We start from the raw sequence: 13721 nt of genomic DNA on the forward strand, positions 1-13721 counted from the left end.
ATAACACATGGGGACATCATGAGCCGAACGGCCGATACCTGGATTCTTGCCGCCCAATGCCCGAGCCGCCTGGGGACGGTGGATGTAGTGACGCGCTTTCTGAAGGAACAGCACTGCTACATCACCGAACTCAACTCGTTCGACGACCGGCTGGGGGGGCGCTTCTTCATCCGCGCCGAGTTTCGTCCCGAAGTGGAAGGCTTCGGTGGCGAGGCATTTCACGACGCCTTCGCCCCGCGTGCTGCCGAGTTCGACATGGAGTTCGAGCTGACCCCACCGGGCAAGCGCATGGGGACCGTGATTCTCGTCTCCAAGGCCGATCACTGCCTGAACGATCTGCTGTACCGCTACCGCATCGGTCAGCTGCCGCTCGACATTCGCGCCGTCATTTCCAACCATCCCGATCTCGAGCCGCTGGCGGCATGGCATGGCCTGCCGTACTACCATTGCCCGATCACGTCCGAGACCAAGCCGCAGCAGGAAGCGCAGGTTCAGGAAATCATCGAGGAGACCGGGGCGGAACTGGTGGTGCTGGCCCGCTACATGCAGGTGCTGTCACCGGCCATGTGCAAGCGGCTGGCAGGGCGCGCCATCAATATTCATCACTCGCTGCTGCCGGGATTCAAGGGCGCCAGGCCCTATCATCAGGCCTACGAGAAGGGCGTCAAGCTGGTCGGGGCGACGGCGCACTACATCAACAACGATCTCGACGAAGGGCCGATCATCGCGCAGGGCGTCGAGCCGGTCGATCATGTCCATTACCCCGAAGACCTGGTGGCCAAGGGGCGTGACATCGAGTGTCTGACCCTGGCGCGGGCGGTGGGCTACCACATCGAGCGACGCGTGTTTCTGCATGCCAATCGTACCGTGGTATTTGCGAGCTGAAGCGCGCCCTGTCTGAGCCGGGTCAGTAATCGATGCCCCGACGCGCCTGCACGCCGGCATTGAAGGCATGTTTCACTTCCTGCATCTCGGTGACGGTATCGGCCATGGCGATCAGGTCGCGATGGGCGTTGCGCCCGGTGACGATCACCGTCTGTTCGGGCGGTCGGTTGGCGAGGGCGTGTCTGACGGTTTCGATGTCCAGATAGCCGAACTTGAGCATGTAGGTGATTTCGTCGAGCACCACCAGGTAGACGGCGGCGTCGGCCAGCAGCCGTGCCGCCTCTTGCCACACGCGCTGACACGCAGCGGTGTCGGCCTCGCGGTCCTGCGTGTCCCAGGTGAAACCGGTGGCCATGATCTGCACCTCGAGGTTGGGATCGTCGATCAGACGCTCGCGCTCGCCGCATTCCCAGAGTCCCTTGATGAACTGCACCACGCCGACCTGGTAGCCGTAGCCCAGGGCGCGGGTCACGGTACCCCAGGCGGCGGTGGTCTTGCCCTTGCCGTTGCCGGTGAAGACCAGCAGCAGGCCGCGCTGTTCCTGGGCGGCGGCGACCTTTTCGTCGACATGGGCCTTGAGTTTCTGCATCGATTGCTGGTGACGGCGGTCGCGGTCGGTCATCGGTCGCTCCTGAGGATGAAAGAACATGGGCGGTCCAAGCCTATGACAGGGCGAGGCCGACGTCATCTACACGAACAGGTCCCCCTGGCGGTGCGGAGGCCGAAAGGCGCTGCAGTCCAGCGCCATGTCGGCCCGCCGATGCAGTTCCAGGCGCCGCACCGCCTTGGCGAAACGTTGCGCGAGGAGTTCGGCGAACACCCCTTCGCCACGCATGCGCTGGCCAAAGCGGGGATCGTTGTCGTGCCCGTCCCGGCATTGGCGCATCAGGCTCATGACCTTGGCGGCCCGCTCGGGGTAATGCGCCTGCAGCCAATCCTCGAACAGCGGGGCGACCTCGTGGGGCAGGCGCAGCAGCACCCAGCCGGCCGTCTGGGCGCCATGGTCGCGGGCGGCGCCGAGCAGACCTTCCAGTTCGTGATCGTTCAGGCCGGGAATGAGCGGTGCCATCAGCGTGCCGACCGGGATACCGGCCGCGGCGAGTTCGCGCATCGTCTTCAGGCGGGCGCCGGCGGAGGCCGCACGCGGCTCCAATGTGCGCTTGAGCGTGTCGTCGAGACTGGTCAGGCTGATGAAGACCCGCACCAGGCGATGCCGGGCCATCTCGGCGAGCAGGTCGCGATCGCGCAGGATCAGAGCGCTCTTGGTGACGATGGTCACCGGATGACGACACTCAAGCAGGCACTCGAGAATCGCGCGGGTCGTCCGCCGCTCGGCTTCCAGGGGCTGATAGCAATCGGTGTTGCCGGACAGGTTGATCGGGCGACAGACGTAACCCGGCTTGCAGAACTCCTCGCGCAGGCGCTCGACCAGGCCGGTCCGGGCGATCAGGCGGGTCTCGAAGTCGAGCCCTGGCGACAGATCCCAGTAGGCGTGGCTGGGACGGGCATAGCAGTAGATGCAGCCATGCTCGCAGCCGCGGTAAGGGTTCACCGAACGGTCGAAGCCCAGATCCGGCGAGGTGTTCCAGGACAGGGCGCTGCGGGCGACTTCCTCGGTCACCTGCGTGGCCAGGCGGTCCGGCAGGGCTTCCTGCCACCAGCCGTCGTCGACGGCATCGCTGGCCGTCGGCGCGAAACGGTTGTGGGGGTCGAAGGTCGCGCCCCGGCCCTTGCGCGGCGTGGAGGGGTGACGAACGCTCATGAACCGGTTTCCTCGATACTGTATTTTTGAACAGTATAGAGGCGGTGTTTAGGCGATCGCAATGCAACAGGGCGCCCCGACGCGGGCGCCCTTTGGTGCAGGCCTGCCGGCCGAGGCTCAGAGACGCAGGGTAATGCCACCCTCGACGTAGCGATCCCGGGTGTTGTAGCCATTGACCAGCTGATAGTCCCGGTCGAAGAGGTTCTCGACCTCGGCGGAAAGCTCGATCTTCGGCGTGACCTGCCAGGCCGCACGCAGATCGACCACGCCGTAGCCGCCGACCGTGGTGTCACCGTACGGATACGCGATCTCGATGTCGCTGCGGTCGGAGGCGCTGCGCAGCGTGGCGCCGAAGCGCCAGTCGGCGAGATGGTAGTCGGCGGCCAGACGGCCGAAGGTGCGTGCCCGACGTGCCAGGCGCTCGCCGGTATCGCGATCTTCCGGATCCTGGTGGGTCAACGAAGCGGAGAGGAGCCAATGCGCCGAACGCCATCCTCCCGTCAGCTCGACGCCGCGAATGCGGGCTTCGCCAGTGTTGTAGGGAATGTAGGTGAGCGGGTCGTAGTCGATCAGCTCGTCGACGTGGGTATCGAATGCCGCCACTTCCAGATGCCAGCGATCCCGGCGCAGACGCCAGAACAGTTCGGCGGTGCGGGACTCCTCGGCGTCCAGGTCGGGATTGGCGCCATAAGGGCCGTACAGATCGAGGAAGCTCGGGGCATTGAAGGCGGTGCCGTAGCTGGCGCCGATCTCCTGACTGGCAGTGAGCGTATAGGCGTACGCCAGGCTGCCGGTGGTGTAGTCACCGAAGAATTCGTCGTCGTCATAGCGCAGGCCGGCGGATAGCGCGTGCCGGCCGTACTGGGCTTGCCAGTTGCCGAACATGCCCCAGTTGTCGCGGCTGTCCCGGGCGTAATCGTCAGGAGAGGTCAGCGACTCGTCGCGGTAGTCCACGCCCAGCGCCGCGCTGCCTGCCTCGGTACGGAACTGGTGAGTCACGCTGAACGCATTGCGGCGCGTCGAGGTTTCTCCGCTGGCCGCGCCCTCGACGAACTGCTCGCGCGATTCCCGTGACTGGGCGGCGGTCAGCACCATGTCCCAGTCACGCGAGAGATGCGTGTCGAGGGAGGCCGATGCCACCTGCTGCGTGCCTTCGCCGCGACAGTCGGCGCTGTAGGGATAGCCGCAATCGTCATAGTCGTAATCGGTCTTCGAGCGCATCAACGAGACGCGCAGGTCGGCGCGGTCGGCAAAGGCGTGTTCGACGGCGATCTTGCCGGTGGTCTGGTCGAAGCCGTCGTCGTCGCTGCCGTTGGCGCGAGCCGAAAAGCCGTTGGTGCTTTCATTGTCGATCAGTGCCGACAGGCGCGTGCCGCGCTCCACGGAGGAGAACCAGGCGCTCTGGCGGGAGCTGCCCTGCTGACCGGTGCGCAGGTCGAGCGTGGCCTGTTGGCCATCCTGTTCGGCGCGGCGGGTGAGAACATTGATGACCCCGCCGATGGCGTCGGCGCCGTAGGCGGCGGCTCGCGGGCCACGGACGATCTCGATGCGCTCGATGGCCGTGACCGGCAGGAACTCCCAGTTGATCGAGCCGTCGGTGGCCGAAGCGATCCTGACGCCGTCGACCAGCACCAGGGCATGATCGGAATTGGTGCCGCGCATGAACAGGCTGGTCTGGTTGCCGCGCGTGCCGCTACGGGCCAGCTCGATGCCTGCGCGTCCCTGCAGCAGCTCAACCACGGAGTCGGCCTGCAAGCGCTCGATCTCGTCGCGGTCGATGACGGTGGTGCTGGCGAGAACGTCGGCCTGAGATTGGGACAGGCGGTTGGCGGTGACCTGAAGATCGCTCAGGCGCTGGTCGGCGTGAACCGGCGTGGTGGTCGCCATGGCCATGGCCAGCCATAGCGTCGATTTTCGGTAGTGCATGAACATCAAGGTATCCTCAAGCGCGTAGACTTCGGTACGCGATGAGGAGGACAGGGGTGACGACGGGTGCAGTTTCGCCTGGAGCAAAACGGATGGGATACCGACGCCACTGGCGAAGCCCTCCGCATCAGCCAGAGCAGAGACGCAGGCCGGTCTCCGGACTGACGCGCCGGGAGCCTGCGCGGCTCCCTCGACAACGCCTTCCCGTCCCGATGGGACAGTGGCTGGCGGGACGCTTGTCCCGGCCCGTTGCCGACATGCGCGATTACCGTTGCGGGGGCAGTACGGGATTTTCACCCGTTTCCCGAGCACCTGGGTCTCGACGGGCCGGGATTCTGCGTGGCGAAGCGAGGCAAGTCAATTGACGCGGCTCAACGCAAGCCGCGACAGAGAAGACTTACAGCGACAGAAACAGCCCGGCCAGGGTGGCGCTCATCAGATTGGAGAGGGTGCCCGCTGCCACGGCCTTGAGACCCAGGCGAGCGATTTCGCTGCGTCGGCCAGGTGCCATCAACCCCAGGCCGCCCATCAGGATGGCGATCGACGACAAGTTGGCGAAGCCGCACAGGGCGAAGACCACGATGGCATGGGCGTGGGGGCTCAGGGTGTCGGGCGTCGCTGCGAGGTCGGCGAAGGCGACGAATTCGTTGAGGACCAGTTTCTCGCCGAGGAAGCTGCCGGCCTGGATCGCTTCGTGCCAGGGCACGCCGATGAGAAAGGCCAGTGGCGAGAAGACGTAGCCGAGGATCAGCTCGAGAGTCAGGTTCTCGAAACCGAACAGGCCGCCGGCCCAGCCGAGCATGTTGTTGACCAGGGCGATCAGCGCGATGAAGGCCAGCAGCATGCCGCCGACGTTGATCGCCAGTTGGACGCCGGAAGAGGCGCCGCTGGCGGCGGCTTCGATGACGTTGGTGGGGCGTTCCTCGATGGGCGTCTCGACGGCTTCCTTGGTGCGCTCGGCATGCGGCTGCGTTTCCGGCACGATGATCTTGGCCATCAGCAACCCGCCGGGTGCCGCCATGAACGAGGCGGCGAGCAGGTACTGCAGCGGGATGCCCATCGCCGCGTAGCCGCCCAGCACGCTGCCGGCGACAGAGGCCAGGCCGCCGACCATGACGGCGAACAGCTCGGAGCGGGTCATGTTGGCGATGAACGGGCGCACGACCAGCGGTGCTTCGGTCTGGCCGACGAAGATGTTGGCGGCGGCGGACAGCGACTCGGTACGGCTGGTGCCCAGCAGTTTCTGCAGACCGCCGCCGATCAGGTTGATGACCCAGCGCATGATGCCGAGGTAATAGAGTACGGCAATCAACGACGAGAAGAACACGATAATGGGCAGCACGCGCAGGGCAAAGACGAAACCGCCGCCGCCGAAGACCTCGAACATGGTATCGCTGACCAACCCGCCGAAGACGAAGCTCATGCCGGCATTGGCGCTGTCGATCACGGCCTGGACAGCCTCGCTCATGCTCAGGAGGGTGGCCTGGCCGAAGGGAATGTAAAGCACGAAAAGGGCCAGACCGGCCTGGATGAGCAGGGCGCCGAGCACGGTTCGCAAGCGGATGGCGCGGCGATTTTCCGACAGGAGCACGGCCAGGAATAGCACGACGGCAATGCCGACCAGTCCCATGAGTGTTTGCTGCATAGGGAAGCCTAAAGGGTTGTAGATTCATGATGGCGACCCAGCGCCATCGGAGGTCAGCGGCAGCGCCGAGGTGGGTCCGTGCCGCCGGGTGGGCATGATAACGCAGGATACGGGGGCCAGCGCCAGTCGAATGCGGAAGACACAGGATGCGGCGGTAGATGTCGCACAGTCGCTGATGGACTGCGCGACGGACCTTCATGGCAGGGCGGCGTTTTCCTGCAGTACCAGCTCGACGCGACGATTAGCGGCTCGGCCGTCGGCCGTCTCGTCACTCGCCAGGGGGCGGGTATCGGCATAGCCGATCGCGCGCAGACGCTGCACCGGGATGCCCTGATCGTGCACGTAGCGCAGCACGGCGCTGGCGCGTGCACTGGACAGTTCCCAGTTGGAAGGAAAGCGCAGGGTGCTGATCGGCACGCTGTCGGAGTGCCCCTCCACCGAGATCAGCCCGGGATAGCGCTGCAGAAAGGGAATCACGCCCTTCAGCACTGTGCGGCCGGAGTCGGTCAGGGTCGCCTGACCACTATCGAACAGTAGATGGTCCTGAATGCGCAGATTCAGCCCTTGGGCGCTGCGCGAGACCGTAACGCCGTCGAGCCTGGGCAGTACGCCATCATGGCGAGGCTGCAGACCGCTGGCCTGCGTGCCGGCCGGTGCACTGCCTGCGGCGGACTGTACCTGGGTGGCATCGGCTGCGGCGGTGGCGTCATGGGTACCGTTGCCCGACATGGCCAGCAGCAGCACGAACAGCGTGATCAAAAGCGTCAGGACGTCGAGGTAGCTCACCAGCCAGCTTTCGCCATCCTCGCCATCGGATCCGACGCCACCGAGCAGGTCGTCCTGATGCTGGCTATTCACCGGCCCGGGCTCCCATTATCGGGTCGTTGCGATGGAGCGGCTGGGCATCGCGGATTTCGTCCTGGTAGTTGGCCATGAAGGAGTTCAAGGTTTCTTCGATGAACGAAGGCAGCCGGCGCTTGGAAATCAGCGACACGCCTTCCAGCACCATGTTCATGGCGATCAGGCGATCTTCGGTACGACGTTCCAGCTTCACCGCGATGGGCTTGAACACCAGGTTGGCGAGCAGGATGCCATAAAAGGTAGTGAGCAGCGCCACGGCCATGCGTGGGCCGATGGCGGCCATGTCGCCGGCTTCCATGACTTCGAGCATGTTGATCAGTCCCACCAAGGTGCCGAGCATCCCGAAGGCCGGCGCATAGGCAGCCATGGTGCGGAAGATGTGCGCCTCGGCGTGCTCGCGGGCCTTGAGCCGGGCGATGCGCCAGCGCAGCAGATCGAGAATCTCGCTTTCCTTGGTGTTGGCGATAACCAATTGGATACCGGTGCGTAGAAACGGATTGCGTGTCCCTTCCAGTGCTGTTTCCACGGCGCGTACGTCGCCCTTGAACCACAGGCGGGCCATGTCGACGAGCTCCTTGATATCGTCTCGTGCGTAGGTGTTCTCCCGGCGGAACACGATGCCCACCAGGCGCACCACACGCACCACTTCGCGCAGCGGATAACTGATGAACGTGGCGGCCAGGGTGCCGGTGAGCACGATCGCCAGGCCGGGCAGGTTGAGGAAGCTGTCGGGCGATTCGGCGGTAAACAGCAATACGGTGGCGAGCAACAGGCAACTGACCACCATGCCGATCACGGTGGAGGCGTTCATAAGGGATCCTTGTCCGAAACGGTGACTGGATGACAGTAATATCGGCCGTTCGGCAGGGAACTTGAACGCGTCGGGTTATCCAGCCCTGTCGGTATCCTCCGCCAGGCGGGCGGGATCGTTACTGATCAGGCTGTCTGCGCCCCATGCCCATAGACGTCGGGCAACGGCGGGGTCGTTGACGGTGTAGCACAGCAGATGGGTATCGCTGGCCTTGATCGCGTGGGCCTGGGAGGCTTTCAGCCTGCGCCAGTCCAGATGCAGGCTGTAGGCCGAAAGTTGCTCTACCTGGTGTTGCCAGTCCTTGTCGAGCCTGTCGCTGAGAATGCCCAGCGGCAACCGGGTAGGGTCGGGCTCGCAAGCGCGGGCCGCAACCAGGGCCTCGTGGCTGAAGGAGGAGACGATCAGACGCGAGGCGGGCAGCGTTTCAAGCAGGGCGGGGATGACCGCCTTGGCCAGAGCGTCGGGGGCATGACCGCGGCTGACCTTGAGTTCCAGATTCAGCCCCATGCCGAGCTTGTCGATGAGCCCGAGTACCGCGCCGAGCGTCGCTATCCGCTCTCCGTGGAACTTGCCACTGAACCAGCTTCCCACATCGAAGCGACTCACCTGGGCAAGCGACAGCTTGCGCAACTTGCCGCGGCCGTCGGAGCAGCGTCGGATGCCCGCGTCGTGCCAGATGACCGGTGTACCGTCGCCGAGCTGCTGAACGTCGAGCTCCACCCAACGACAGCCTGCCTCGAATGCCGCGCGCACCGCAGACAGGGTGTTTTCCGGTGCGTGGGCCGACAGGCCGCGGTGGGCGATGGTGCAGGGGAGTTCGACGACTGTGGCATTCATGTGGGGCATCCCGGGACGCTGATACGGAGCCTGAACTTCGGCAAATTCTGCCGTCTCGTCAAGTGTTTCCAGGCGTGTCGATCATGATGTCGGGCGCCACCTCAAGAAGAGGTAGCAGACATCGCGATGTGCTAGGCTTCTGCGCCCATCAGTAACGGTGAAAAAGTGGAGAGCCGATGAAAGTCGTGCATGTAAAAAACGAGCAGCAACGTGACGCTTGTCTCGCACGGCTGTGTGCCGAGGTCTACGGCTATGAAGCCGGCATTGCGCCACTGGCGACTTTTGCCGGCACGCTCGGCGTGCTGTTCGAACAGGAGGCCGCGCGGGTGCTGGCACTGGTCGACGACGCTTCGCATCCGGTAGCTCTGGCGCTGCTGGTACTCGACGAACGCGGCAGCAGCATGGAGTTGGCGCTGCTCTCGGCACTGGATCCTCGGGCGCGCAAGCCGGCCGAGCGGCTGGTCAGGGAGCTGGCCGAGCGGGCACCGCTACGGGTGAATGCCACCGATGCGGCCGGAGAGGCGATGTTCCGCGACTGCGGCATCGAGCGCTGGTATACCGGCCCGGAGGGGACTCGCATCGGTCTGGGGCCCCGCCATCCCGCCACCGGGTTGGACGATCTGCCCGCGACGATGCGCTTCGACGAACGTGCGGTCATCCAATCCTTCAAGCAGGACGAAAAGCTCTTCGATGGCTACAAGAAGCGCTTCATTCGCGGGCTCGAGTCCTTCCCAAGGGTGCTGTAAGCGTATGGTAGTTTCCCGTGGGGACATGCTGGCGCTGACAACGGGGCGCTTGTATGGTGAGACGGTATCCCATTAGCCGAATAAGGAACGTTGCCATGGCCAAGCGAATCCAGCTCTCCCGCACCGGTGGTCCCGAGGTGCTCGAGTATGTCGATGTCTCGCCCGCCGAGCCCAAGGCGGGCGAGATTCGGGTCAGGAATCACGCCGTGGGCCTGAACTTTATCGACATTTACGTGCGCACGGGACTGTATCCGACGCCCGAGCTGCCCTCGGGGCTGGGTACCGAAGGCGCCGGCGTGGTGGAGGCGGTCGGCGAGGGTGTGAGCCACGTCAAGGAGGGCGATCGCATCGCCTATGCCCAAGGGCCGCTTGGCGCCTACGCCGACCTTCATGTGCTGCCGGCCGACAAGGTGGTGAAACTACCCGATGGCATTGCGTTCGAAACTGCGGCGGCATGTATGCTCAAGGGCCTGACGGTGCAGTATCTGCTGCGTCAGACCTACCGCCTGCAGGGCGGCGAGACCATCCTGTTCCACGCCGCGGCCGGTGGGGTCGGCTCGATCGCCTGCCAGTGGGCCAAGGCGCTGGGCGTCAAGGTCATCGGCACCGTGGGATCGCCGGAGAAGGCCGAACTGGCCAAGAAGAACGGTGCCTGGGCGACCATCGACTATACCCGGGAGGATGTCGCCGAGCGGGTTCGCGAGCTGACTCAGGGCGAGATGGTGCCGGTGGTCTACGATTCGGTGGGCAAGAGCACTTGGGAGATTTCCCTGAACTGCCTGCAGAAGCGCGGCCTGATGGTCAGTTTCGGCAATGCCTCCGGTCCGGTGGAGGGCGTCAACCTGGCGATCCTCAACCAGAAGGGCTCGCTCTACGTGACGCGTCCCAGTCTCAACGGCTATGCCGATACGCGCGAGCGCTTCGAGCAGATGTGTGGCGAGCTGTTCGAGGTGCTCGAGAGCGGCAAGGTCACGATCGACATCGCCCAGCGCTACCCGCTGGAGAAGGCCGGTGAGGCTCAGGAGGCGTTGGCGTCGCGCAAGACCACCGGTTCGACCATTCTGCTGCCCTGAGCCTGCCGGATGCCGGAAGTCATATTCTCGACGACGAAGGCCGTCTGCCGGAGCGCAAGCCAGGCAACCCGGTTGCGGGCCGGCAGGCTGGGGCTGGGGCTGGGGCTGGGGATTGCCGTATTGCTGGCGGGATGTGCGGGAACCGCGACGGCGCCTTCCTCCGCCGACATGCTGGCGTCGCCCGTCGAGACAGGCAAGGCGAGCTACTACGGCGAGGCTCACCGGGGCAAGCGCACTGCCAGCGGCGAACGCTACGATCCCGATATGCTGACCGCCGCGCATCGCACGCTGCCTTTCGGGACCCGTGTCCGCGTCACTCATCTCGGCACTGGACGCGAGGTGTCGGTGCGCATCAACGATCGCGGCCCTTTCGTACGGGGCCGCATCATCGATCTCTCTTATGCCGCCGCCAAGCGCCTCGACATGATTCGCCAAGGCGTCGCGCCGGTCGCCATACAGGTCGACGACTGACGCGGCTCACGTCCTTCCACCTCGATGCGCCCCGGCCTCCGGCCGGGGCGCTATCGGCAGTCAGGTGCCGGCTCAGGCGACGTCGTGCCAGACCACCTTGTCCTTGCGGGTGGCGAAGGCATCGAAGGCAAAGTCGTCGACGCTGAGCATCTCGAGGACCTCCTTCTCGTAGCGACGCATGAATTCGGCATCCTCCGCACTGATCAGCCCGGCCTCGAGCGCGGCCTCGATACGTTGTTCGGGGTGCAGGGCCTCGGCGGGCAGCTCGCCTTTGGCATAGGCCTTGTTCACCGCCCGGTAGATCGGCTCGGCGCGTGCGTTCTCGGCGAGCAGGGCGTTGTAGCGAGCCAGCGGATTTTCTTGCAGCCCCTGCGCATCCTGGGTATCCCAGGTATTGGCGGTCAGCTTGTGGCGTAGCGCGGTGTCCGTGGAGACCGCCCTGGCGATTTCGCGGGTCAGGTCGTCTGCCGGTTTCTTCCAGCGGCGCCCCAGCGGCATGGTAATGACCGACAGGGTCGTGGCCAGCGCCCGGTTGGGCAGGTTGTCGAAATACTCGACCAGCGCCTGCTCGGCACGGTAGAGCAGGGTCCGGCAACTATAGTGCAGCAACGCCGCCTCATGCTCGACGTGATCGCCTGCCTGCCACTGCTTGAGCACCATGGAAGTCAGATAAAGGTTGGAAAGTACGTCGCCCAGTCGCGCCGAGAGCAGCTCGCGTTGCTTGAGGCTGGCGCCGAGACTGGCCATGGCGGCATCGGCACCCAGGCCGAACGCTGCACTGAGCCGGCTCACGTCACGGGCGTAGGGGGCGGCGGTGTCGTCGAAGGGCACTGACGGCTTGCCGATGCCGAGGCTCTGGACGAAGGCGCGGGCGGCATTGCCGAAGATCAACCCGGCATGGGCGAAGAATGCCTTGTCGAAGGCCTCGATGTCGTTGGCCTCCTTGGCGGCCAGTTCCTTGAGCGTGTAGGGGTGGCAGCGAATCGCGCCCTGACCGAAGATCATCAGGTTGCGGGTCATGATATTGGCGCCTTCCACGGTGATCGATACCGGCACGGCGCTCCAGGCCAGGCCGAGGTAGTTGCGCTTGCCGAGGGTGACGGCGCGTCCACCGTGGACATCCATGGCATCGGCAATGATATTGCGCTGGAACTCGGTCAGTTGGCTCTTGAGGATCGCCGAGGGGACGGCGGGTTTCTCGCCGTGATCGATGAGGTTGGCGGTCTGCATCACCGTGGCCTGGGCAATATAGGCATGGGCGGTGAGCCGCGCCAGGGGCTCCTGTACGCCTTCCATCTCGGCCACCGGCACGTTGAACTGGCGGCGGATGCGGGTGAAGCCGCCGGACCAGCCGATGGCGTAGCGGCCGATGCCCGAGGCGCCGGAGGGCAGGGTGATGCAGCGTCCCACCGAGAGACATTCGACCAGCATGCGCCAGCCTTGCCCGGCCATGTCCGGCCCGCCGATGAGATAATCGAGTGGAATGAACATGTCCTGACCCTTGATGGGGCCGTTCATGAACGGACTGCCGATGGGGTGGTGACGCCGGCCGATCTCCATGCCCGGTGTGTCCCGCGGGATCAACGCACAGGTGATGCCCAGGTCCGTCTCGTCGCCCAGCAGGTGCTCGGGGTCGAACATGCGAAAGGCCAAGCCGATCACGGTGGCGATCGGCGCCAGCGTGATCCAGCGCTTCTCGAAGGTCAGCTTGAGGCCGAGCACTTCCTTGCCGTCGTGCATGCCGCGACAGACGATGCCCACATCCGGCAGCGAGGTGGCGTCACTGCCGGCACGCGGCCCGGTCAGACCGAAGCAGGGGATCTCGCGGCCATCGGCCAGGCGCGGCAAGTAGTGGTCCTTCTGCTCCTCGGTGCCGTACTTGAGCAGCAGTTCGCCAGGCCCCAGCGAGTTGGGCACACCCACGGACACCATCAGCGTCTCATTGATGGCGAGCTTCTGCAGAACCGCCGATTGCGCCTTGGCGGAGAAGCCCAGCCCGCCGTACTGCTTGGGAATGATCATGCCGAAGAAACCTTCCTTCTTCAGATAATCCCACAATTCCTCAGGCAAGTCGGCGCGTTCGCGGGCCACGTCCCAGCCGTCGCACATACTGGCCGCGACGGTGCACTGATGCTCGACGAAGGCGCGTTCCTCTTCGCTGAGCCCATCGTCACGGTAGTCGAGCAGGCGCTGCCATTGCGGCTTGCCGGAGAACAACTCGCCGTCCCAGGAGACGGTGCCGGCCTCCAGCGCGGAGCGCTCGGTCTCGGAGACCTTGGGCGCAGCCTTGTCGAAGAGGGCGTAGATGCGCGGCGTCAGCCAGCGCCGGCGCAGATCGGGCAGCCCGCTGACAGCGACTCCGCCTGCGGCGATGAGCAGTAGAATACCCACGACCGGTGCGCCGGCCAGCAGGCCGACGAGGCCGAGAACACCCAGCACGCCGACCGCTGGCATGGCACCGGCTTCGCGCCGCATGACTTCCAGCAGACCGACGATCGTCAACACGATCAGTATGAACTGCAGCATGATTTGCCTCCGAGCTTGGCGACGCGTTCGAACGATTGTTTGAATTATTAGCCTAGTGTATCTCCCTCGGTCTGGCTAGTCGTACCTGGCTGAAGGTGGCGCAACAAGACGCGATAAAAGACCATTTTCAGGTTGGCATAACGGCGAAGTCAGACGACGCTAAAGAAGGCCAACAATG

At 64.8% G+C, this 13721-nt stretch carries 12 protein-coding genes and 1 riboswitch; of the genes, 4 read left to right on the forward strand and 8 right to left on the reverse strand.

The features are described 5' to 3' along the window. Nucleotides 1–18 precede the first annotated feature (18 nt). A complete protein-coding gene (purU, locus tag ACYQ12_RS07785; protein WP_459869828.1) occupies nucleotides 19–885 on the forward strand; it encodes a formyltetrahydrofolate deformylase in 867 nt (288 codons plus the stop codon). A 22-nt stretch (nucleotides 886–907) separates the two neighbouring features. Here the strand turns inward: purU and cobO are convergent, their stop codons facing one another. From cobO to ACYQ12_RS07820, 7 genes are all read right to left on the reverse strand, one after another. Next, entirely contained in the window at nucleotides 908–1507 is a 600-nt protein-coding gene (gene cobO, locus ACYQ12_RS07790) for a cob(I)yrinic acid a,c-diamide adenosyltransferase (protein WP_459869831.1), read from the reverse strand. Between the two features lie 66 nt (nucleotides 1508–1573). Beyond that, complete coding sequence (locus ACYQ12_RS07795) at nucleotides 1574–2647, reverse strand: PA0069 family radical SAM protein (RefSeq protein ID WP_459869833.1); 1074 nt, start codon at nucleotides 2645–2647, stop codon at nucleotides 1574–1576. Between the two features lie 117 nt (nucleotides 2648–2764). Continuing rightward, on the reverse strand, nucleotides 2765–4579 hold the full coding sequence (locus ACYQ12_RS07800; protein ID WP_459869836.1) for a TonB-dependent receptor domain-containing protein: 1815 nt from the start codon (nucleotides 4577–4579) through the stop codon (nucleotides 2765–2767). 124 nt (nucleotides 4580–4703) lie between these two features. Further along, nucleotides 4704–4904, reverse strand: a riboswitch (cobalamin riboswitch). A 66-nt stretch (nucleotides 4905–4970) separates the two neighbouring features. After that, nucleotides 4971–6218 carry a NupC/NupG family nucleoside CNT transporter gene (locus tag ACYQ12_RS07805; RefSeq protein ID WP_459869839.1) on the reverse strand — a complete coding sequence of 416 codons (1248 nt, stop codon included), beginning with the start codon at nucleotides 6216–6218 and terminating at the stop codon, nucleotides 4971–4973. A gap of 195 nt (nucleotides 6219–6413) precedes the next feature. Further along, the gene (locus ACYQ12_RS07810; RefSeq protein ID WP_459869842.1) at nucleotides 6414–7076 is read right to left on the reverse strand and encodes an OmpA/MotB family protein; all 663 of its coding nucleotides are present in this window, start codon (nucleotides 7074–7076) and stop codon (nucleotides 6414–6416) included. After that, nucleotides 7069–7890, reverse strand: a complete 822-nt coding sequence (locus tag ACYQ12_RS07815; RefSeq protein ID WP_459869845.1) for a motility protein A — start codon at nucleotides 7888–7890, stop codon at nucleotides 7069–7071. The genes ACYQ12_RS07810 and ACYQ12_RS07815 overlap by 8 nt, the downstream gene beginning before the upstream one ends. Before the next feature lie 75 nt (nucleotides 7891–7965). Beyond that, nucleotides 7966–8727 (reverse strand): glycerophosphodiester phosphodiesterase family protein, encoded by a 762-nt coding sequence (locus ACYQ12_RS07820; RefSeq protein WP_459869847.1) that lies wholly within the window; start codon nucleotides 8725–8727, stop codon nucleotides 7966–7968. A 176-nt stretch (nucleotides 8728–8903) separates the two neighbouring features. Between ACYQ12_RS07820 and ACYQ12_RS07825 the strand changes: the two genes are divergently transcribed. The 3 genes from ACYQ12_RS07825 (at nucleotide 8904) to ACYQ12_RS07835 (ending at nucleotide 11017) form a co-directional block, all read left to right on the forward strand. Then, nucleotides 8904–9473, forward strand: coding sequence for a hypothetical protein (locus tag ACYQ12_RS07825; RefSeq protein ID WP_459869850.1), 570 nt, complete (start codon nucleotides 8904–8906; stop codon nucleotides 9471–9473). A 95-nt stretch (nucleotides 9474–9568) separates the two neighbouring features. Further along, nucleotides 9569–10546, forward strand: a complete 978-nt coding sequence (locus tag ACYQ12_RS07830) for an NADPH:quinone reductase (protein ID WP_459869853.1) — start codon at nucleotides 9569–9571, stop codon at nucleotides 10544–10546. A gap of 9 nt (nucleotides 10547–10555) precedes the next feature. Continuing rightward, on the forward strand, nucleotides 10556–11017 hold the full coding sequence (locus ACYQ12_RS07835; protein ID WP_459869856.1) for a septal ring lytic transglycosylase RlpA family protein: 462 nt from the start codon (nucleotides 10556–10558) through the stop codon (nucleotides 11015–11017). A gap of 72 nt (nucleotides 11018–11089) precedes the next feature. Here the strand turns inward: ACYQ12_RS07835 and ACYQ12_RS07840 are convergent, their stop codons facing one another. After that, nucleotides 11090–13543 (reverse strand): acyl-CoA dehydrogenase, encoded by a 2454-nt coding sequence (locus ACYQ12_RS07840; protein WP_459869858.1) that lies wholly within the window; start codon nucleotides 13541–13543, stop codon nucleotides 11090–11092. Nucleotides 13544–13721 lie beyond the last annotated feature (178 nt).

The sequence above is a fragment of the Halomonas shantousis genome, assembly GCF_054654615.1.

What these genes read in the sequence shown, in the direction of transcription:
- purU (WP_459869828.1), top strand. Translation starts at nt 19, where the DNA reads ATGAGCCGAACGGCCGATACCTGGATTCTTGCCGCCCAATGCCCGAGC.
- cobO (WP_459869831.1), bottom strand. Translation starts at nt 1,507, where the DNA reads ATGACCGACCGCGACCGCCGTCACCAGCAATCGATGCAGAAACTCAAG.
- ACYQ12_RS07795 (WP_459869833.1), bottom strand. Translation starts at nt 2,647, where the DNA reads ATGAGCGTTCGTCACCCCTCCACGCCGCGCAAGGGCCGGGGCGCGACC.
- ACYQ12_RS07800 (WP_459869836.1), bottom strand. Translation starts at nt 4,579, where the DNA reads ATGTTCATGCACTACCGAAAATCGACGCTATGGCTGGCCATGGCCATG.
- ACYQ12_RS07805 (WP_459869839.1), bottom strand. Translation starts at nt 6,218, where the DNA reads ATGCAGCAAACACTCATGGGACTGGTCGGCATTGCCGTCGTGCTATTC.
- ACYQ12_RS07815 (WP_459869845.1), bottom strand. Translation starts at nt 7,890, where the DNA reads ATGAACGCCTCCACCGTGATCGGCATGGTGGTCAGTTGCCTGTTGCTC.
- ACYQ12_RS07820 (WP_459869847.1), bottom strand. Translation starts at nt 8,727, where the DNA reads ATGAATGCCACAGTCGTCGAACTCCCCTGCACCATCGCCCACCGCGGC.
- ACYQ12_RS07825 (WP_459869850.1), top strand. Translation starts at nt 8,904, where the DNA reads ATGAAAGTCGTGCATGTAAAAAACGAGCAGCAACGTGACGCTTGTCTC.
- ACYQ12_RS07830 (WP_459869853.1), top strand. Translation starts at nt 9,569, where the DNA reads ATGGCCAAGCGAATCCAGCTCTCCCGCACCGGTGGTCCCGAGGTGCTC.
- ACYQ12_RS07835 (WP_459869856.1), top strand. Translation starts at nt 10,556, where the DNA reads ATGCCGGAAGTCATATTCTCGACGACGAAGGCCGTCTGCCGGAGCGCA.
- ACYQ12_RS07840 (WP_459869858.1), bottom strand. Translation starts at nt 13,543, where the DNA reads ATGCTGCAGTTCATACTGATCGTGTTGACGATCGTCGGTCTGCTGGAA.